This window comes from Methanococcus voltae, from assembly GCF_024807655.1.
GTDB classification, from domain to species: Archaea; AGJL01; Methanococci; order Methanococcales; family Methanococcaceae; genus Methanococcus; species Methanococcus voltae_D.
Genome location: NZ_JANUCR010000001.1, coordinates 515,388 through 535,615, shown reverse-complemented (window position 1 = coordinate 535,615; position 20,228 = coordinate 515,388). Strand labels below are relative to the sequence as shown.

The following is a 20,228-nucleotide window of genomic DNA, read 5'->3' as shown; positions in this document are numbered from 1 at the left end:
GCTATAATCCTACGAAATATAAATAATAAATATACTAAAATTAAGAATTATACTTAAATTATAATTAAATTATAATTAACTTATAGTTTAAAGAATAGTTTTTTTACATTTAACAAATATATGTTTGTAAATTGTATTTTTTAAATTTTATAATCATTTGAGTTAAGTACCCTACTAATAATATAAATTCAAATATAAATATTTATTAGAATTTTAAAATAAAATAGTTATAAAATAATATAAATGATTAGTTTTGTGTATTATTTTGTTTTACAATCTAATAATTATAACATTTTTTGTATTTCTAAATTGTCATTATATACTTTATTTTTTTGAGATTCCCTATATTCTTTTAATTTTTTAGCAATTTCTTCATCGGACACTGCCAACATTTGTAATGCCAATATGGCAGCATTTTCCCCTCTATCGATACCTACGCAAGCTACTGGTATCCCTGGAGGCATTTGGACAGCACTTAATAAAGCATCTAATCCATCGAGTTTACTTTCCACAGGAACGGCAATAACTGGTTTTGTAGTCATTGAAGCTACTACGCCAGGTAAATGTGCTGCAAGCCCTGCAATGGCGATGAAAACTTCTGAATTTGAGCTTTTTACAACCTTTTCAACTAAAGCTGGTGTCCTGTGTGCAGAAGCTACATTAACATCATAGTTTACCTCAAATTCTTTTAAAATGTTTGTTGCTTTTTCTGCAATTTTTATATCACTTTTACTTCCCATTATAATTGTAATCATAGTTTACCATCCTGATTTATTTATTAATTTATTATTTTGGTATATTCTTTTAATATTATTCTTTAGTACATTTGGTATTTAATTATATTTGAAATATACTAAAATAATAATTCATTTCAACAACTCATTTTTTAGTATTTAATAAGTTTTGTGTTTTAATCTTAATAAAAACATTAATATTTGTGTGAATTCATATTTCATATGTTTATAATTCAACATACGAGGGATTGTAGAATGATTGAAAGAACATTTGTAGCTTTAAAACCCGATGCAATAAAAAGAAAATTGATGGGAAAAATAATACAAAGATTTGAAGATAAAGGTTTTAACATTGTAGAAATGAAAATGATTTTATTGGATGACATAATTTTAGAGCAATATTATGGAGAGCATAAGGGTAAAGATTTTTATGACAATTTAGTATCTTTTATGAAATCTGGGTCTATTTTGGCTATGGTTATCGAAGGAGAAGATGCTATAAAAAATGTTAGAACAATGGTCGGTGCTACAAAACCCTGGGAAGCAGAAATGGGTACAATTAGGGGCGATTATGGATTAAGTACGCCTAATAATATAATACACGCTTCAGATAGTTTAGAAAGTGCAAAAAGAGAAATTAATTTATTTTTTAAAAATTAACGTTTTATAACGTTTTAAAAAGAAAAATATTTAAAAAATATTAAATATTAAATATTAAATTTTATTTTTTATACGGATATTATTTTAAACAATTATCCATACATTAATGATACTTGTGGTTTTATTTCTTCTTTAGGCGTAGTTTTGCTTTTAATTTTTTCGATAGCTTCTTCAAAATCTCTTAATTTAATATATTCCCTATCTTCACGGATTGCAAACATACCTGCTTCAGTACAAACAGCTTTTAAATCTGCACCAACCATTCCTTCAGTTAATTTTGCAACATCTCTTAAATTTACATTTTTCAAATTCATTTTTGATGTATGTATTTTTAAGATTTCAATTCTACCATCTTCGTTAGGATTGGCTATTTCAATGATTCTATCAAATCGACCAGGTCTTAATATTGCAGAATCTAGGATGTCAGGTCTATTCGTGGCAGCAATTATTTTTACATCTCCTCGAGAATCAAAACCATCCATTTCAGCTAATAATTGCATCAATGTTCTTTGAACTTCTCTATCTCCACCAGTTAATGACTCTGTTCTTTTACTTGCAACAGCGTCAATTTCATCAATGAATATAATACATGGAGATTTTTCTTTTGCCAACTTAAATACATCCCTAACTAATTTAGCACCTTCGCCAATGAATTTTTTAACCAATTCAGAACCTACTACTCTGATAAATGAAGCATTTGTTTCATAAGCTACAGCTTTTGCGAGAAGAGTTTTACCAGTTCCCGGTGGACCGTATAGTAAAATACCCTTTGGAGGTACTATACCTATTTTTTCAAATAGTTCTGGCTTTTTTAATGGTAATTCTACTACTTCTTTAATGTCTCTAATTTGGGTGCTTAATCCACCAATTTCATCAAATGTAATGTTAGGTTTTTCTTCTATTTCCATAGCCATAGCTCGATAATCTTTTTCTTTGGAAAGAACTTCAACTACCGCAAGTGTTTGCTGGTTCAAACAAACTCTTTCGCCAGGCACTATTTCTTCAGGGTCTACAAATTGTGAAATATTTACTAAGAAATTTGGGCCCGTAGAGCTTTTAACAACTACTTTTCTGGAACTTATTTTGTCAATTACAGTACCCATTATGAGTGGAGGGATTCTTAATTTATCCAATTCTCTTTTTAAAATTTCATTTTCTTTTTTAAGCTGACTATTTTCTCTTGATATGTCTTTATTTTTCAATTCAGCTCTCAATATTTTATTTTCCAAATCCATTATATAATTCCTTTCCTTGTATTCATCAAGGTCTAATTCGTTTATTTCGCTTGAATAGTCTTCAGGATAGTTCATGTTATGCCTCCTCGATTTTTAAAGAGGTATCCTTATTTTAATATTTTATATAAAATACTTAAATTTTCAATACACTTTAAATTAATATTGTTATATTTAATAAATAGTATTTATTTATTTTACAATTAAATATTATATTTTAATATATTTTTTATATACTACTTATATATTTTTAATACATTTCTAAGTTCTTATATTTATATATTTAATTGAGTTAGTGTAAGTAGATTATGAATTATAAAATTAGATATGTAATTAAATAAGTAGTTAAACTATATATAATTAATAGATTTTGGTTATATTTAAAAATATACAATAATATATATGTTAAAATATAAGATAATATAATTCAATATAAACTATATTAAAGGTGATATTATGGAATGTGAACTTTGCGGTAAAATTACATCAGAATTGTATAAATCAAAAGTAGAGGGTGTCGAAATGATGTTATGTAGAGAATGTGCTAAATTTGGCAAATCTCCAAATACATATTCTCGATATTCCCGAAATAATGCAACACCTACTACTATTGATAAACCTAAGAAGGCTAAAAAACCTATGGGTCATAAAAAAGATATGTTTGATGATTTAAAGGTGGTTGTGGAAGGTTACGGAGATTTAATACGTGAATCAAGAGAAAGGAAAGGTATGAATACTAAGGAACTTGCTTTAAAAATTGGTATGAAAGAATCTACATTACATAAATTAGAGCGTGGGGAATTAGAACCTGAAGAAAAATACGTTAAAAAACTCGAAAGCAGTTTGGGATTATCATTATATGAAGATTCTGAATCTTATGAGGATACAAAAGTTAAAAATGAATCCTATACATTAGGTGATTTTGTAAAAATTAAAAGAAGAAAATAGAATTAATCAATTAATCAATATTTCTTTTATATATTTTATATCTATTATTTCTCTATTTTATTAGTTAATTTAATATATAAGTTATTATTTTTAAATTATCTGCTATATCTGTCTTTTTTTATAATTATTTTTGAATATGCGCCTAAATAATAGCCTATATATGATAGTATTATAATTTCTAATAGTAAACTATTGTCGATATTTTTTAAATTAACGTATAGATTATTGAAATTATTAAATGCAAGGTATGCAATATAATAAATAAGAATATTTATCACTATAATTAAGGGTATTTTTTTAAAAGACATTTCCTTTGTATGATAACCCATAATTAATGATATTATCATATTAACTGCCAATATCGGTGTCATATTTTCACTGTTTAAATAAATAAATGGTTATAATATCTCCTTTTTCATAGCCTTCAATATTTTCATCAATTATGGCATAGCCATCTGCAGAAGATAGTGAAGAAATTACTCCACTACCCGATATCCGTAAAGGTTCTGCAAAAAGTTTTGAATTAGTATTTATATCTGACTTTTTTATGAGTTTTACTCTCATAATGTCTGTTCTACCTAAAGAAGATGCGAAATTACGGGTTAATGGTAGGTTCAATGTGTGCAATGGTTTGAAATATTTATTAAATAGTAGTTCAAACTGAATTGCTGCCGCTACTGGATATCCTGAGAATATATAAACATATTTTATAGTATCAGTATGTTTAATTTTAGAGAATCCAACAGGTCTTCCAGGTCTTAATTTAATCCCGTGATATAATATTTCTCCCAATTTGCTAATTTCTTCAAAGGTATAATCCCTATCGCCTACGGAAGTGCCTCCCGTAGTCATTAAGATATCATTTTCAGAAAGTATTTCTAAGATACATTTTTTGATTTTAGCAGGGTTGTCTTCAACATGAGGATATGTTTTAGCATCAAATCCACAGTTTTTTAAAAGACATTTTAACATTAAGGAGTTGGAATTTATAATGGAGCCAGTTTTATGTATATATTCCATATCTATTTTTTTGATTTCATCATTTTTATTATTTGCTTCTTTGCCGTAATTTTCAATGCTAATTAATTCATCGCCAGTTGAAAGTATGCCTATTTTTAAATAAACACATTTTATTTTTTGGATGCCCACGGAAGCTAATAAAGCAATATGGTATGGATTAATCATTTCTCCTTTTTTTATAATAACGTCTCCTTTTTTAAGGTCTTCTCCTATTTTGGAAACATTTTCAAAAGGATGTACTCCACCATAAACTTCTATGTAGTCATCGTATTCTTTTACATATTCTTTCATTACAACCGCATTTGAACCATTTGGAATTTTTGTGCCTGTAGAGACTTTAGTTGCGAAACCATTTGTTAATTCGAAATTTTCGTCCCCTACCACATTTTTACTTAAATTATTTAATTTATCTAACTCAACTGAATCACTTTCTTTAAATTCTATTTTTTCTAATATTATTGGATTACTTTCACTCGCTCCAAAAACATCTTCTGCGATTACTGAATAACCATCCATAGCTGATTTATTAAAAATTGGCAAATCTGCTGGAGATATTACGTCTTCATAGGATATTTTATTCAAACAATCGCTTAAATCATATTTTTTATATTTATCTTTTGTTAACTTATTCAATTCTTCAAACGTTATTTTTTTAGCATCTTCATAAGATATTAATTCTTTTACAAATTTCAAAAAAATCACCAAAATAATATAATAAAATAATATAATAATAACTTAGATAATTATTAGGTAATTATTACTATATGTTATATAATTATATTATTTTTTATACTATTATTTTAAACATACATTAAATACAATAATAAATTTGAAATAATAATTTGGAGCATTAAGGGATACTATGGATGATATTAGACCTATAATATGGAATGAGGACGACAAAGAGCTTATATTAATAGACCAAAGGAAGTTGCCTAATAAATTAGAATATTTCACGTGTAAAACCTATAAAGACGTAGTTGTGGCAATTAAAGATATGGTTGTAAGGGGTGCACCCGCTATTGGAGTATCTGCAGCTTACGGAATGGCATTAGCTGAATTAGAAAATTCTGATGATGAATTCATATGCCGGGCGTACAAAGAATTAAAATTAACAAGACCTACGGCAGTAAATTTATTTTGGGCATTGGACAAATGTATGGATTCTTTTAAAAAAGGCGTTAATTTATTGGATGAAGCAAAAAAGATACATGAAGAAGACATTCAGTTATGTAAAAAAATTGGAGAACTTGGTCAAACTTTATTTGACGACGGAGATGTGATATTAACACATTGTAATGCTGGAGCTCTTGCTACATCTGCTTATGGGACTGCTTTAAGTGCAATTAGATTTGCAAAATATGCTGGAAAGAATGTATCTGTAATTTCTGACGAAACAAGACCAAGATTACAAGGTGCCAAATTAACCTGTTTTGAATTACACTATGAAGGCATTCCAACAACGGCAATATCTGATAACACCGCAGGTTTTTTAATGAAACAAGGTAAAATTGATAAAATAATTGTTGGTGCGGATAGAATATTGTCTGATTACCACGTATTTAATAAAATAGGTACTTATTCATTGGCAATTTTGGCAAAATATCATAATATACCGTTTTATGTTGCAGCACCGTATTCTACATTTGATTTTGAAAATACTGTGGAGGATATAGAAATAGAGCAACGTTCTGCGGAAGAAGTTATGTATGTTGACGGTGTTAGAATAGTGGCGGAAGGAGTGCCCGTAATTAATTATGCGTTTGATTGTACGCCACCTGAATTAATAACTGCAATAATAACGGAGGATAAAATAATTTACCCCAATAAAAAATAATTAATAGTTTATTTTTTTATTTTTTTATATTTTAAATCTTTTTAATTGTTTGATTTTTTATATTGTTTTTATTTAATTTGATATATTTGATATATTTGTAAGTTGTATTTAGTCGAATTTAGTTCCAAAAGCTTTATAATTTCCATCTTTTTTTATTTCATAGTGGAAACAGGACATATAACCTTCATGGCACGCCCATCCAGTTTGCTCTACTTCAAATAATAATGCATCTCCATCGCAATCCCTATAAATATTCAATACTTTTTGAATATTTCCACTTTCTTCGCCTTTTCTCCATAATTTTTTTCGACTTGTAGAGTAATAATGCATATATCCGGTTTCCAAAGTCTTTTTAAGTGATTCTTCATTCATAAATGCAGTCATTAACACTAAATTATCTTTATTTTTGGTAATTGCTAATATTAATTTGTTATTGTCTATATTTCTAAATTTTAAATTCATATTTTTTATTACTTCATTGTAATTTTCCATATTATCCCCTATCGTATTTGAAATAGATTTTATAAATCTGGTTTATCATACTTTATTTTTTTATAATTTTATCCTATTTAGCATATTTTATATAATATATCATACTAATATAAATGATAATTTAATATATCATATATTAATTATAAATTATAATGGTAAATTAATTTAATTTTAAATTTTTAACTTTTTTAAGCTATCGATGTATAATGGTGATATTATGGCGTTAAGATGCCCTATTGTAAGTGTATTGGGTCACGTAGACCACGGAAAAACTTCTTTATTAGATAGAATTAGAACTACAAGAGTTACAACTCGTGAAGCCGGGGGTATTACTCAACATATCGGTGCAAGTGAAATTCCCATTGGGACTATAAAGAAAGTTTCAAAGGATTTGTTAAACATATTTAAAGCCGATTTATCAATACCTGGTATATTAGTGATTGACACTCCAGGACACGAAGCTTTTACTTCGCTAAGGAAAAGAGGCGGAGCTTTAGCAGACATTGCCATACTTGTTGTAGATATTAATGAAGGTTTTAAACCTCAAACAATCGAAGCTATAAACATTTTAAAGCAATGTAAAACTCCATTTGTAGTTGCAGCGAACAAATTAGATAAAATATCTGGCTGGAATTCAATCAATGGACCTTTTATAACTAATTTCAATGAGCAAAAACAACATCCTAATGCTTTGACGGAATTCGAAATAAAATTGTATGAAAATGTAATTGCCCCCTTAAATGAATTAGGTTTTGAAGCAGATGTATTTTCCAGAGTTAAAGATACTACAAAAACTATAAATGTAATACCTGTTTCTGCAATGACTGGTGAAGGAATACCAGATTTATTGATAATTATTGCAGGTCTTGCTCAAAAGTTCTTGGAACAAAAATTGGGCTTAAATGTAGAAGGTTATGCAAAAGGAACCGTTTTAGAGATAAAGGAAGAAAAAGGTTTGGGTAAAACAATCGACGCTATTATTTATGACGGAATTGCGAAAGCGGGCGATTACATAGTTATTGGAAATCCTGACGGCGTAATTACCTCAAAAGTAAAGGCCTTATTAAAACCTAAGGCTTTAGACGAAATGATGGACCCGAGAGATAAGTTTAAACCTTCAAAACAAATTGTGGCCGCCACCGGTGTTAAAATATCTGCTCCAGATTTGGATATGGTAATTGCAGGTAGTCCTTTGAGAATAGTTTCTAAATCCGAGATTGAATCTGCTAAAGAAGAAATTGTCCAAGAAATAGAAGATTTTGAAATTACATTGGATGATGAAGGTATTATTATAAAAGCTGACACAATGGGTTCATTGGAAGCTTTAGCTACTGAATTAAGAAAGAAAAATGTTAAAATAAAAAAGGCTGAAGTTGGAGAGATTAATAAGAAAGACGTAATTGAAGCTACTTCTTATGCAATGTCTAATCCATACAATGGTGCCATAATTGCTTTTAATACTAAAGTATTAAATGATGCAAAAGTGGAAATTGAAAAGAACGATGTAAAATTGTTTGAAGATAAAATTATCTATAAATTAGTTGAAGATTATGAAGATTGGATTAAAGAAATGGAAGAAGCTTTAAAATCTGATGAATTAAACAAATTAACAAAACCAGCAATCTTAAAAATCTTACCAAATTGCATATTTAGGCAAAAAGCACCTGCAGTATGTGGTGTTGAAGTATTATATGGTACTTTGAAAGTTGGAAGTAACTTAATGTTGGAAGATGGTAAAAAGGTTGGTTATGTCAAAGAACTTAGAAATAATCAACAAGAAACTATTAAAGAAGCTAAAGTTGGAATGCAAGTTCCTATATCAATCGATGGCTCTTTAATATTGGGTAGGCATGCCAAGGAAGAAGATATATTATATGTAGAAGTTCCAGAACCTGAAGTTAGGAAGTTCTATCACGAATATAAGTCTGAATTGAGGGGCGATGAATTGGAAGCTTTGAATAGATACACCGAGTTAAAACAAAAAGTTGAAAATAATGTATTTTGGGGTATGTAATTACGTCAATAAATGTACTATTTATTTACAAAATACGTTTATTTTTTTAATTTAGTAAATTATATCGCTAAAAATATATACATAAAAATACTTATACTATAATGATAAAACACAAAAATATAACAAAAACATTTATTTTATTTGCGATTAATTTTTTTAATTAATGGTTTTAAAAAATAAAATATTTTATAAAAATTAATTTTAGTATATATAATGTTCGATAATATACGAATAATTATTAATATAAGATATGATTAGTTATACTAATTAATATATTTTAAAAGATTTAAAAACTTAAAAACTTAAAAATTTATTATTTACTAGTTATTAATAATATTAGATTAATTTTATTTTAATAAGGATATATGTTTTATAAATTAAAGAATGTTATAACACATACTTTCGTCCAATCCAATGGAGGCATAATATGATATTAGCAATAGGTTATGGTGCATTTGGTCGTAAGGTAGTAAATTGTGCTAAAAAATTGGACAAACTTACTATAATAGACATTAACGAAGATGTTTTCGAATCGTTAAGTAATGGAACATTTAACCACATTGTGGGTGATGCGGGGCAATTAGAAGTTTTACAACGTGCTAAAATCACCGAAGCTGATACAATATTAATTATGACGAATAATAATGAGTTAAACCGTAAAATCGCAGAATTAATTCAGTCTATAAATGATAGAGCGTACGTAATTGTAAGGGGTATCGTAAAGTATCCTGAACTTTATGAGGGTTTAAATGTTGATAAAGTTATTTACCCATTAGAGAGTGCGGCTAAAGATGTAGTGCACGAAATACAAAAATCAAAATTAAGAAGGAAATTATTGGATTTAAGGAAAATAGTTGAAGACGCAAAAACTAAATATAATAATCTTTGTAGCGATGAAAATAATTTGGACGATTGTTGTTTTGATGCGCATTTTTTAATAATGCTACATAATAACCCCGACCCTGACGCAATGGCAAGTGCAATGGCTCTAAAAACTATTTTGGACAGATGGGGTGCATCTTCAAAGATTGCATATGCTGGAAAAATTGGTTATGATGAAAATAAGGCAATGGTTAATTTATTAGGGATTAAGTTAAAAAATATCTTAGAAGTGGATATGAATAAATATTGTGGTATTGCGATAGTTGACTCTTCGAGTTATAATTCACTATATTCTGAGATTGATAGGTCTCGTGATATCGATATTTTGTTGGACCATCATAAAGATGGGGATATCGCCGCTAATTATTCGGATATCCAAACAGAGGCAGGTGCAACTGCAACTATATTAACGACTTATTTAATCCAACTGGGTATAGAACCCGATAGGCATCTTGCAACTGCATTATATTACGCAATAGTTTCAGATACTAATAATTTCAAAAGAAATGCTTCTAAGATGGATTTTGAAATTGCGAGTTATTTGCAAGGTTTAATGGACACAAAAGTACTGGAAATGATTGAAAATCCTGAAATGGAAACTGAAACTATGGACGTTTTGGCTAAAGCTATTTCAAATAGAAAAATAATTAAAGGAAATATTGCACTTTCCTACGTTGGAAATATCAAAAATAGAGACGCATTGCCTCGAGCTGCGGATTTTTTACTTAAAATGGAAGGTATATACACTACATATATATTTGGTATTTCAGATGATAATATCCATATTAGTGCGAGAACTAAGGATTTAAGAGTTGATTTAGGTGCTTTGATGAATGAAGCTTTTATGGGTGGTGGTCATCAAGCTTCTGCAGCGGCATGTATTCCTTTGGGAATTTTTGAATCAGTATCTGACAAAGTTTCTTTAAGACAATTGGTTGAAGAAGCTATTCAAAATAAAATATTGTCTACAATGGGAATCTATGAAGATGAATCTTCAAATAATACTTCCGAATAAGATTATAATCTTATAATCTTATAATTATTTAATTATTTAATTTATTTGGTCTTTTTTAAGTTATTTTTCAATTTATTTTTATTTTTTATTTTTAATAATTTTTAATATAAAAATAATAATCTTCTCATATATTTTTGATATAACCATTAATTTAAAATAGTATTTTGGAATATATTATTTTAAATTATATGACGATTATGAGTAGGGATATCATATGAGTGTAAGAGAGTATATGACCAAAAAAGTTAATACATTACCATTGGATGCTACCGTATGCGATGCAATAAAACTCGTAGAAGATACTACTCACGATACTTTTCCGATTGTAGAATCTGGAAAACTATTAGGGATAGTTTCTGTACACGATTTGATTGGAAAAGAAAAAGACGAAAAAATAAAGAATATTATGACAGACATCGGTGAAATGGTTGTAACATACCCTGACGCAGATATATTAAATATGGGGAGGATAATGTTCCGAACTGGTTTTTCAAAACTGCCTGTTGTGGGTAAAAATAATAATTTAATGGGCATACTTACAAACACCGATGTTTTAAGGTCTCAGATTGAAAAGACAACCCCTAAAAAATTGGAAAAAATTGTTAAAACCTATCGAAATTTAGGTTATGATTTGGAAGTTTATAAAGATGTGATTGATGTAGAGGATCTTAAGCCAACTCAAAATAAAGTCTATGAGGATGAGTTATATGGCCGGATTTATGAATTAGAACGTGGTTTGGCAGAGCCTTTAATCGTTATCAAAACAAATCTTATTAAATACTTAATTATAGATGGCCATCATAGGGCAGTTGCAGCGAATAAAATAAAAGTTGATAAATTAGATGCTTATGTATTAAATGTAAAAACGTCTAAAAAATTAGGAATTCAAAAAACAGCAGAAAAGCAAGGTTTAAACTCTTTATGTGATATAAAAGTTTTAGACCCTTCTAATGATATTAATAATGATATATGTAGTTTAAAAATATATGAATAAATTATAATTATTAATTCTAATTTTATTATTCTAATTTTATTATTTTTTATTATTTTTTATTATTTTTTATTTTTAATAGTTTTTATTTCTATTTTTTACCATTATTCGTTATTTTATTTTTTTATTCCTATTTTTTCAAGTAAATTCAATGGATTGGTCGTAAGTGATTTTTCAACTTCTTCAAAAGTCATTCCACAGCCTAAACCTACTTTTTTAGCAAATTCGTAAGAAATTAAATCACTTGGGGCGTGTGAATCAGTATTAATCACTGTAGGGATACCATATTTTCGAGAAACGTTTAAAACACACCCATTTGATAATGAATGACCTTTTCTGGAGGTTATCTCTAAATAAATATCATTTTCTTTTAAATTTTGAGCAGTTTCTTGGTCTATTAATCCACCGTGTGCTAGTATATCTACATCGGAAGATAATGACGTATAATAGTTTGTTTTTTCTTCAACAGGTTCTACTAACGTCTCTCCATGTACCACGACTAATTCAGCACCTTCGTCTTTGCATTTTTTTGCAAGTTTAGGTATTGATTTTGGAGGTATATGTGTTAATTCAATTCCTGCAATCACATTGATGCCCCAATAATTTTTTAACTCATTTTTGGTTTCAAGACCCATTCTTATCAATTCTTTGTAATTAGAAATGTCTCCGTGGTCGGTTAATGCAATAGTTTTATGTTTTAAAGCTATAGCTCTTCTTATAAGTTCTGATGGCAGTAATTCTCCATCACTATATAGAGTATGGGCGTGAAAATCATGTCTCATAAATATCACAAGTTATTTTTATCATTTTATTTTTTAATTTTAGTTTTAGTTCTATTATTATTTTTATTAGTTTTATTAGTTTTAATAGTATTATTTATTAAACTTTATTTTTAATATATTTTATAGTTTATAATATATAACATCCTTTACCACTAAATTATGGTGATGATATGAATTTGAAAAATACTTTTGCAGAGCCAATAATATTAAGTCATAATTTGACAAATTTTGTTTTTCCAGGCGACCCGGAATATAAAATTTTCAAAATATGCTTTGATAAATTTAATATATCAAAATTGGAACTTAATTCACATTTGTGTACCCATATTGATTTTCCAGGTCATATTGGGACTAATAATGGCAATAATAATAATAATAATAATAATATTTCAAAACCTTATTTAAAATTAAAAAATAAAAAAATAATTTATGAAAATGCACTATGTATTGAATATAATTCAGAATATACGGAATATTTTGAAATTGAAGATAAATTTCAAGAGTTAAAAGACTTTATTATAAAAAACAATGTTAAAATATTGATTTTAAATACAAATATGTATAAATTATGGGGCAATTCAGAATATTTTGATTATGATTTGAATTTAGATAAATATTTAGAAAAAATTTTGAATTTAGATATTGACATAATAGCTACAGATTGTGCTTCTATTGGGGAATATACAATGCATAAAAAATTATTGGATAAAATATTGGTAATCGAAAATTTAACAAATTTGGAACTATTGGATAATAAAATTTTTATTTTTTTAGGTATGCCATTAGATATTAATATTCCTGATGGGTCCCCTATTAATGTTATTGGATTTTTTAATATATACTAAATATAAAGTTATTGTATTAGAAATTCTAATACTAATGTATATATATCTTAATACCTAACAATAATTTACTTGTATATTATATTAGAGAAACCTTTAGAGGTGTAATTATGAAAGTAGCAATATTAGGTGCAGGATGTTATAGAACACACGCCGCATCTGGAATTACAAACTTTTCAAGAGTTTCAGAAGTGGCTAAAAAAGTAGGTATTCCAGAAATTGCAATGGCACACTCAACAATTGCAATGGGTGCAGAATTATTACATTTAATTGATGAAATTGACGAAGTAGTAGTTTCAGACCCTTGCTTTGCAGAAGAAAACGAAATTGTGGTATTAGATAACTTTGATTACGCTAAAGTAATGGAAGCACATTTGGCAGGAAAAGCTGAGGAAGTTATGCCTGAAATCAGAGAAGCAGTTAAAGCTAAAGCAAAAGAATTACCAAAACCACCTAAAGCATGTATACACTTTGTAAACCCTGAAAAAATAGGTTTAAAAGTTACTGCAGATGATAACGAAGCAGTTAAAGATGCAGATATTGTTATAACTTGGTTGCCAAAAGGTGGAAGCCAACCTGCAATTATCGAAAAATTCGCAGCAAACATTAAAGAAGGTGCAATTGTTACACACGCATGTACAATTCCAACCCCTAAATTTGCTAAAATCTTTAAAGATTTAGGTAGAGACGATTTAAACATAATCGCTTACCACCCAGGCTCAGTTCCTGAAATGAAAGGACAAGTATTCCTTTCAGAAGGATTTGCAGATGAAGAAACAGTTGAAAAATTCTTTAAAATTGCAAACACTGCAAGAGGTGTAGCTTTCAAAATGCCAGCTAACTTAATTAGCCCGGTATGTGATATGGGTTCAGCGGTTACTGCACCAGTTTACGCAGGTATTTTAGCATACAGAGATGCAGTTACTCAAATTTTAGGAGCTCCAGCAGACTTTGCACAAATGATGGCAGACGAAGCTATTAGTCAAGTTTTAGAATTAATGAGAAACGAAGGAATTAACAATATGGAAGAAAAATTGGACCCTGTAGCTTTAACAGGTACTGCAGACAGTATGTGTTTTGGTCCATTAGCTGATATATTACCAGCTTCCTTAAAAGTTCTCGAAAAACACGGAAAACAATAAATTAAATTTAATTTCTCTTTTTTTTTATTGTTTATTTTTGTTTATTGTTTATTTTTAATTTACACGAGGTGTTCAAATGTCACTTGGTGAAATAAGAAATAATTTTCAGGAATTAAACTCAAAAATCCATAAAATAATGGCAGAAGATTTTAATATTGCTGAAATTACGGACGAAACAAGTTTGGCGGAATATATTACTAATTATGATTATACAAATGAAGAATATGTTAATTTGCTCCAAAAAAATAACTTATCAAATAGTTTAATTACAAAAAAACAAGCTTTAGAACTTTTTAGTATCTCAAAAATAGCTGATTATTTAGAATTATTTTCAATTTCTTCACAATTGAGGGATTTATTTTTTGATTCTATTGAAATAACTTCTACAATACACATTACAAATATTTGTAGTGTAGTTCCAAAATGTAAATATTGTGGTTATGCCGCAGGAACATCTACGGAAGGTTATGTAAAGCCTTTTAGGACTTCTGACGAAATGATACAGAATTCTGCGAAAGCAATACAATCTTCGGGACTTAAAAGAGTAAGCTGTTCATCAGGACATGGTTATGATGGTTTAGAAGTATTAAGAGCTTTAAAAAATGTTAAAAAAGTTTCTAATTTGAAGGTTTTAGTTAATGCAGGGGCAGATTTAACTGAAAACTGTATAATTCATTTAAAAAATAATAATGTTGATACAATATGTTGTAATTTAGAAAGTATCAATGAAAATGTATTTAACTCCGTAAAACCGGGTGAAAAATTACAGGATAGAATAGAAGTATGTGAAAACATATTAAAACACGAAGTTGAACTTTCTTCAGGACTTTTAATTGGAATAGGTGAATCTTATGAAGATAGGGTTAATCATTTAAATTTTTTAAAAGATTTAAATGTTCAAGAAATTCCGATAATGGGATTTAATCCATACAAAAATACACCTATGGAACATCATCCAAAATGTTCAGCATTGGAGCAAGCAAAAACAATAGCAATTACAAGGCTAATGTTCCCAAATATTAGGATAACTTCCCCTACACCAACCATTGGGGCAGAATTGATGCAATATGCGTTAATGGCTGGAGCAAGTAATGTGGCTACTGTGATTCCAGATAATCATCCAATGAATATTGTGGGTGTGGGAAGTCCAAAAACAGGTAATTTAAATAACGTGTGCAAAATGATTGAAGAACTTGGATTAAAACCTGATATTATTTGTAAATAATGTTAATGATTTAATTATTACTTTAAATTATTAATTTACACCTATTTATCATATTTACTCTACTAATTACCTAATTTATTTTTAGTATCTATTTTATAATGATTATTTATAAAATCTTGTTAAATAACTTTAATTCAATTAAAATTTGATAATGAGGTTATAATATGAAAGAATTAATTAAAGACTCCATAAATGACCCCATGGCTGCATTGGAGTTAAAAGGAATAATTAATAATAAATTAATACGCAATAAATTGAAAGAATCTGATATAATTGAAATAGTTGATGTATTGGGGAATTTTGAACTTGAAGAATTGTATAAAATAGGCAATAATTTTAGAAAATTTCCAATGGGTTGTGATTTGGTGGAATTGGGTGTGGGTCCATGTTCTTCCACATTAGATTTAAGGCAATTCTTAGAAAACTGTACATTAACAGACCATATGGGTTTTCCTATACATTTGTGTGCATATGCCATAGCAGACATTGCTGAAAAGGAGAGTATGACTCCTTTTGAAGTGATGGAGAAAATCTATAATTTGGTGGACGTACCTCTTGATTTGGACCATTTCGGTGAAAATGGACCTATGAGATTCCCAAAAGAAATAACGCATTGTATGGGCGAATGTTATAATCAAGGTCCTCCATATACGGGCTGTCCAAAAGATAGAATACACAAACGTCTTTTAGATAAAGAGCATAAATATGCTTATGAATTTGAAAATTGGATAAAAAAATCATCCACCGTTTGTGTAAACGTCGTAAAAGAGCAAGGTGGGGAAGAACACAGTGCATCTATTGACGAAATGGAAAAAGTAGTTAAAGCATCAAAGAAATTTGGAAAAGGTATTGAAGGTATTTTTCACATCGGTGATGGTTATGATGATTTAATAACTGGATTAACTGCATGCAACGATTTAGATGTAGATGTATTCGTGGTTGAAGGGGGCCCATTTAACCGTTCAAATGATAGATTAAAAGATTTTGCTAAATCAATTGTAGCTTCACGTATCTTGGTAAGGGGTGGTGTGGTGGCTACAAATGGGGCTTATGAAGATGAATGTAGGGTGGGGCTTAGAAGTGGTTTAAATGTTATCTTAACTGGTTTTGTAGGTAATCACCATGGTTATATGTGCGGTTATGCCCCAGGAACTGCAAAAAGAACTAATTTTGGACTTCCAAGGGTTTTAAGTATTGTAAAAGAAGAATTATCTAATTTAAATATATGCTTGGCTACTAAAACACAATTAGAAGCGATAGCTAAAGGTAATAAGTTTTTAACATACAATGATAAAACTTATATTTATCCCGAAACTGTTGGTAATTATTTCATGGGCGATGCGCACTGGACAACTGTTAAAGATAGTAATTTGGGTAGAAAGCCTTATTTTGGTAAAAACTTGACTTCTTTGGGGGAAGAACTTGGAAATTACGATAAATTAGGTTTATTGGGTGCAAGGTATATTTCTTGGGGTATTGCTAATAATTTAAATCCTGAAGAGGTTTATATTAGTGATATGGACCCCTGGGTAGAAAAAGCAACTGTTAAAATATTAAATGATAATGGTATCAATGCTTATGCTTGCGACGGCAATGACAAAAAAGTTGTTGAAAATTCGGATAAATCAGTAATTACCACAATGATACCAGAAATTATGATAAAAATTCTTAAAAAAACAAATGCAATTAATTTATTTTAATTAATATGCAATACATTGATAAATACCAAAATATATAATATTAAAAGATATTAATGCAAGTATTATTGACTAATATATCTTGAATAATATATTTAAATTAATTTTTTAATTAACTTTTTTTAATTATTTTATTTTTTAGACTAATCAAAATTAAGATTATGGAAGTTTAATTTTTGCAGTAGCTTTCCTATCTGCCCAGCACTGAATACAAATTCCAACAGGTAATGAAGCAGTATGGCAACCGTTGATTTCGATGAATACGTCTAAAGCGGTTGTAAGTCCACCAAGTCCCATTGCACCAATATTTAATGAATTTATCATATCTAATAACTCAACTTCCATTTTTGAAATATTTTTATCATTATTCCTTGTACCTAAATTCCTTAAAAGTGCTTTTTTTGCTAATTTAAGTGATAAATCTGCAGTACCTCCAATACCTACACCTAATACAATAGGGGGACAAGGTTTACCTCCTGAAGCTACTACAGTATCCAATACAAATTTTTTTATGCCTTTAATTCCTTCTGCAGGAGTTAACATTTTTAAAGCACTCATATTTTCGCTACCCGCACCTTTTGGAAAAACTGTTATTTCAATTTCTTTTTCAAGTTTTTCATCAAATTCTATATTTATAAAAGGTGAGCCTAACCCCGTATTTGTTTTTAAATTTTCTCGAGTCAATGGATTAACTACATTTGGTCTTAAAGGCACTGATTCGGTAGCTTTTTCAACACCATACTGTATATTTTCCATTATTTTTATTACATCTGTTGAATTGATGTTATTTCCAATTTTTAAAAATATAACGGGCACTCCTGTATCCTGACACAAAGGTATGTTTTTTTCTTCTGCAATTTCATTATTTCTAACAATTGCCTTTAAAATATCTTTTGATATCTCCGTTTCTTCGATTTTCTCAGAATTTTCAAGTGCTTTTTTTATGTCCATTGGTAGATATATTGCAGATATTTCTAACAATTCTTCAACAATATGTGATATTTCTGAAATGGTAGCTATGGATTTTTTACAAACATTACATTTGTTATATTCCTTTAGTATGGGTTTAAAATCCATTTTATCAGTATTTTTTGTATCATCCTTATTTTTCATATTTTCCCATCATTTAACGGTTAAATTTATTTATATTTTTATAATATTCTTATATTTTTAGTATATTATTCTACTTTCTTATTTTTTTCTTCTTTAATTAAAAATATTTAAATTACAATTTAGATTATCATTTATATTAATTTTTTATATTTGTAGAATATTCTACAGGTTCCTTCATCTGATACCATACAGCTACCTACTGGATTGATAGGGTCGCAAGCTTTTCCGAATAATTTACAATCTGTTGGTAATTTTTCGCCCCTTAGTATTTCACTACATATACATCCTTTATTTATTTTTTCCTTAATTTCTGGCATATCTATTATATTTTTAATATCGTATCTCTTGAATTCATCTTTTAATTCAAAGCCCCCATTTTTAATAACTGGAAAACCTCTCCAAGCTACATCTTTATCTGTAAATACCGTGTTTATCATTTTTTGAGCAACGACATTTCCTTCTTCCCTAACTCCCCTAATATATTCATTTTCTACTTTTGCAACATCATCTTTTATTTGATTTAATAGCATTACTAATGACATGAGCACGTCAGTAGGCTCAAAACCTGCAATAACCATTGGAGCGTGGTATTTTTCGCAAGGTGCATAATACGGTTTTAAACCAGTAATTGTAGAAACGTGTCCGGGACATATAAATCCGTCTAAATTTAATTTGGAGCCCCCTCCAAGTAAAAAATCCATAACTGGCGGTGTTTGCCTATGACAATTGTGTATATAAAAATTAAGTTCATTTGCTGAATTTTTATTGCTGTCATATTTAGCTTTAATTGATAATAATTCGGCAGCAGTCGTCGGAGCAGTCGTTTCGAATCCAATTGCAACGAAAACTACTTTTTTATCGGTGGTTTTTGCTATCTTAACAGCTTCCGGTATCCCTGATACTATTCTAACGTCAGCACCTTCGGATTGTAATTGCATCAATGATTTATCACTACCTGGCACCCTATACATATCCCCTAATGTGGCTATAGTATAACCTTGTTCTGCTAAATAAATGGCTTCATCGATTTCTTTTTGTGTAGTAACACATACAGGACAGCCAGGTCCTGGAACAACAGTTATATTGTCCGGTAATACGTCTCTAATACCGTAATTACAAATAGTATGTTCGTGAGAACCACATACGTGCATAATTTTTACTTCTCTTTCAATCTGGTTTCCAAATTCATTTATTTTATCAATTGCTTTTTTAATTATTGGTTTGCTGTTTATATCCATAATATGCCCTCATTAATTTTTAGCCCAAACAAATTTTATAGATTTTATAATCTTATGGTACTTAATCTATTATAGTACAATTATTACAATTATTATTCATTAAATGATTTTATAAAAATTAATTATTTTGTATGATAATATTGGTTGTATAATTTAGATTGTAAATTGTATGTTATGATTAATATGGTTGTATTTAATATATATTTTATGAATTGAATTTCATAATATTGTTAATTTAAATTTGTTGGTTAATTAGATTGAAAAACTATATATTGTATAAATATCTATAATTTATAAGCAATCGTCATTATCATATTATAATGATTATTAATTTTAAGATAATGTATTATATGCTAAATTACTG

At 28.5% G+C, this 20,228-nt stretch carries 17 protein-coding genes; 10 read left to right on the top strand and 7 right to left on the bottom strand.

What is annotated here, in order from left to right:
• Positions 1 to 284 precede the first annotated feature (284 nt).
• Positions 285 to 755 carry a 5-(carboxyamino)imidazole ribonucleotide mutase gene (purE, locus tag J3E06_RS02520; protein ID WP_013180746.1) on the bottom strand — a complete coding sequence of 157 codons (471 nt, stop codon included), beginning with the start codon at positions 753 to 755 and terminating at the stop codon, positions 285 to 287.
• Positions 756 to 989: 234 nt separating this feature from the next.
• Between purE and J3E06_RS02515 the strand changes: the two genes are divergently transcribed.
• Positions 990 to 1,394, top strand: a complete 405-nt coding sequence (locus J3E06_RS02515; protein WP_013180745.1) for a nucleoside-diphosphate kinase — start codon at positions 990 to 992, stop codon at positions 1,392 to 1,394.
• A 92-nt stretch (positions 1,395 to 1,486) separates the two neighbouring features.
• Here the strand turns inward: J3E06_RS02515 and J3E06_RS02510 are convergent, their stop codons facing one another.
• A complete protein-coding gene (locus tag J3E06_RS02510; RefSeq protein ID WP_013180744.1) occupies positions 1,487 to 2,704 on the bottom strand; it encodes a proteasome-activating nucleotidase in 1,218 nt (405 codons plus the stop codon).
• Between the two features lie 378 nt (positions 2,705 to 3,082).
• Between J3E06_RS02510 and J3E06_RS02505 the strand changes: the two genes are divergently transcribed.
• Positions 3,083 to 3,574 (top strand): multiprotein bridging factor aMBF1, encoded by a 492-nt coding sequence (locus tag J3E06_RS02505; RefSeq protein WP_013180743.1) that lies wholly within the window; start codon positions 3,083 to 3,085, stop codon positions 3,572 to 3,574.
• Positions 3,575 to 3,949: 375 nt separating this feature from the next.
• Here the strand turns inward: J3E06_RS02505 and J3E06_RS02500 are convergent, their stop codons facing one another.
• The gene (locus tag J3E06_RS02500) at positions 3,950 to 5,287 is read right to left on the bottom strand and encodes a molybdopterin molybdotransferase MoeA (RefSeq protein ID WP_013180741.1); all 1,338 of its coding nucleotides are present in this window, start codon (positions 5,285 to 5,287) and stop codon (positions 3,950 to 3,952) included.
• A 169-nt stretch (positions 5,288 to 5,456) separates the two neighbouring features.
• Between J3E06_RS02500 and mtnA the strand changes: the two genes are divergently transcribed.
• Positions 5,457 to 6,431 (top strand): S-methyl-5-thioribose-1-phosphate isomerase, encoded by a 975-nt coding sequence (gene mtnA, locus J3E06_RS02495; RefSeq protein WP_013180740.1) that lies wholly within the window; start codon positions 5,457 to 5,459, stop codon positions 6,429 to 6,431.
• Positions 6,432 to 6,539: 108 nt separating this feature from the next.
• Here mtnA and hisI read toward each other — a convergent pair whose 3' ends face one another.
• The gene (gene hisI / locus J3E06_RS02490; protein WP_013180739.1) at positions 6,540 to 6,923 is read right to left on the bottom strand and encodes a phosphoribosyl-AMP cyclohydrolase; all 384 of its coding nucleotides are present in this window, start codon (positions 6,921 to 6,923) and stop codon (positions 6,540 to 6,542) included.
• A gap of 217 nt (positions 6,924 to 7,140) precedes the next feature.
• Between hisI and infB the strand changes: the two genes are divergently transcribed.
• The 3 genes from infB (at position 7,141) to J3E06_RS02475 (ending at position 11,828) form a co-directional block, all read left to right on the top strand.
• A complete protein-coding gene (gene infB, locus J3E06_RS02485; RefSeq protein ID WP_048187214.1) occupies positions 7,141 to 8,937 on the top strand; it encodes a translation initiation factor IF-2 in 1,797 nt (598 codons plus the stop codon).
• Positions 8,938 to 9,364: 427 nt separating this feature from the next.
• Positions 9,365 to 10,834: a DHH family phosphoesterase gene (locus J3E06_RS02480; RefSeq protein WP_013180737.1), complete on the top strand. Its 1,470-nt coding sequence runs from the start codon at positions 9,365 to 9,367 to the stop codon at positions 10,832 to 10,834.
• A 214-nt stretch (positions 10,835 to 11,048) separates the two neighbouring features.
• On the top strand, positions 11,049 to 11,828 hold the full coding sequence (locus J3E06_RS02475; protein ID WP_013180736.1) for a CBS domain-containing ParB/RepB/Spo0J family partition protein: 780 nt from the start codon (positions 11,049 to 11,051) through the stop codon (positions 11,826 to 11,828).
• Positions 11,829 to 11,941: 113 nt separating this feature from the next.
• On the opposite strand, the gene J3E06_RS02470 is transcribed toward J3E06_RS02475, so the two are convergent.
• Positions 11,942 to 12,607, bottom strand: coding sequence for a histidinol phosphate phosphatase domain-containing protein (locus J3E06_RS02470; protein ID WP_013180735.1), 666 nt, complete (start codon positions 12,605 to 12,607; stop codon positions 11,942 to 11,944).
• A gap of 170 nt (positions 12,608 to 12,777) precedes the next feature.
• Here J3E06_RS02470 and J3E06_RS02465 point away from each other — a divergent pair, with 170 nt between their 5' ends.
• From J3E06_RS02465 to hmdC, 4 genes are all read left to right on the top strand, one after another.
• On the top strand, positions 12,778 to 13,452 hold the full coding sequence (locus J3E06_RS02465; RefSeq protein ID WP_013180734.1) for a cyclase family protein: 675 nt from the start codon (positions 12,778 to 12,780) through the stop codon (positions 13,450 to 13,452).
• Between the two features lie 107 nt (positions 13,453 to 13,559).
• Entirely contained in the window at positions 13,560 to 14,591 is a 1,032-nt protein-coding gene (gene hmd / locus J3E06_RS02460; protein ID WP_013180733.1) for a 5,10-methenyltetrahydromethanopterin hydrogenase, read from the top strand.
• A 76-nt stretch (positions 14,592 to 14,667) separates the two neighbouring features.
• The gene (gene hmdB, locus J3E06_RS02455; RefSeq protein ID WP_013180732.1) at positions 14,668 to 15,816 is read left to right on the top strand and encodes a 5,10-methenyltetrahydromethanopterin hydrogenase cofactor biosynthesis protein HmdB; all 1,149 of its coding nucleotides are present in this window, start codon (positions 14,668 to 14,670) and stop codon (positions 15,814 to 15,816) included.
• Between the two features lie 164 nt (positions 15,817 to 15,980).
• Positions 15,981 to 17,516 (top strand): 5,10-methenyltetrahydromethanopterin hydrogenase cofactor biosynthesis protein HmdC, encoded by a 1,536-nt coding sequence (hmdC, locus tag J3E06_RS02450; protein WP_013180731.1) that lies wholly within the window; start codon positions 15,981 to 15,983, stop codon positions 17,514 to 17,516.
• A 156-nt stretch (positions 17,517 to 17,672) separates the two neighbouring features.
• Here hmdC and J3E06_RS02445 read toward each other — a convergent pair whose 3' ends face one another.
• Both J3E06_RS02445 and hypD read right to left on the bottom strand, forming a co-directional pair.
• Positions 17,673 to 18,524 carry a fumarate hydratase gene (locus J3E06_RS02445; protein ID WP_048187595.1) on the bottom strand — a complete coding sequence of 284 codons (852 nt, stop codon included), beginning with the start codon at positions 18,522 to 18,524 and terminating at the stop codon, positions 17,673 to 17,675.
• A gap of 233 nt (positions 18,525 to 18,757) precedes the next feature.
• Positions 18,758 to 19,864 (bottom strand): hydrogenase formation protein HypD, encoded by a 1,107-nt coding sequence (hypD, locus tag J3E06_RS02440; RefSeq protein WP_013180729.1) that lies wholly within the window; start codon positions 19,862 to 19,864, stop codon positions 18,758 to 18,760.
• Positions 19,865 to 20,228 lie beyond the last annotated feature (364 nt).

Coding starts and splice junctions, on each gene's coding strand:
- J3E06_RS02470 (WP_013180735.1), bottom strand. CDS start 12,607: ATGAGACATGATTTTCACGCCCATACTCTATATAGTGATGGAGAATTA.
- J3E06_RS02510 (WP_013180744.1), bottom strand. CDS start 2,704: ATGAACTATCCTGAAGACTATTCAAGCGAAATAAACGAATTAGACCTT.
- hmdC (WP_013180731.1), top strand. CDS start 15,981: ATGAAAGAATTAATTAAAGACTCCATAAATGACCCCATGGCTGCATTG.
- J3E06_RS02465 (WP_013180734.1), top strand. CDS start 12,778: ATGAATTTGAAAAATACTTTTGCAGAGCCAATAATATTAAGTCATAAT.
- hmdB (WP_013180732.1), top strand. CDS start 14,668: ATGTCACTTGGTGAAATAAGAAATAATTTTCAGGAATTAAACTCAAAA.
- infB (WP_048187214.1), top strand. CDS start 7,141: ATGGCGTTAAGATGCCCTATTGTAAGTGTATTGGGTCACGTAGACCAC.
- hisI (WP_013180739.1), bottom strand. CDS start 6,923: ATGGAAAATTACAATGAAGTAATAAAAAATATGAATTTAAAATTTAGA.
- hypD (WP_013180729.1), bottom strand. CDS start 19,864: ATGGATATAAACAGCAAACCAATAATTAAAAAAGCAATTGATAAAATA.
- mtnA (WP_013180740.1), top strand. CDS start 5,457: ATGGATGATATTAGACCTATAATATGGAATGAGGACGACAAAGAGCTT.
- J3E06_RS02505 (WP_013180743.1), top strand. CDS start 3,083: ATGGAATGTGAACTTTGCGGTAAAATTACATCAGAATTGTATAAATCA.
- hmd (WP_013180733.1), top strand. CDS start 13,560: ATGAAAGTAGCAATATTAGGTGCAGGATGTTATAGAACACACGCCGCA.
- J3E06_RS02515 (WP_013180745.1), top strand. CDS start 990: ATGATTGAAAGAACATTTGTAGCTTTAAAACCCGATGCAATAAAAAGA.
- J3E06_RS02480 (WP_013180737.1), top strand. CDS start 9,365: ATGATATTAGCAATAGGTTATGGTGCATTTGGTCGTAAGGTAGTAAAT.
- purE (WP_013180746.1), bottom strand. CDS start 755: ATGATTACAATTATAATGGGAAGTAAAAGTGATATAAAAATTGCAGAA.
- J3E06_RS02475 (WP_013180736.1), top strand. CDS start 11,049: ATGAGTGTAAGAGAGTATATGACCAAAAAAGTTAATACATTACCATTG.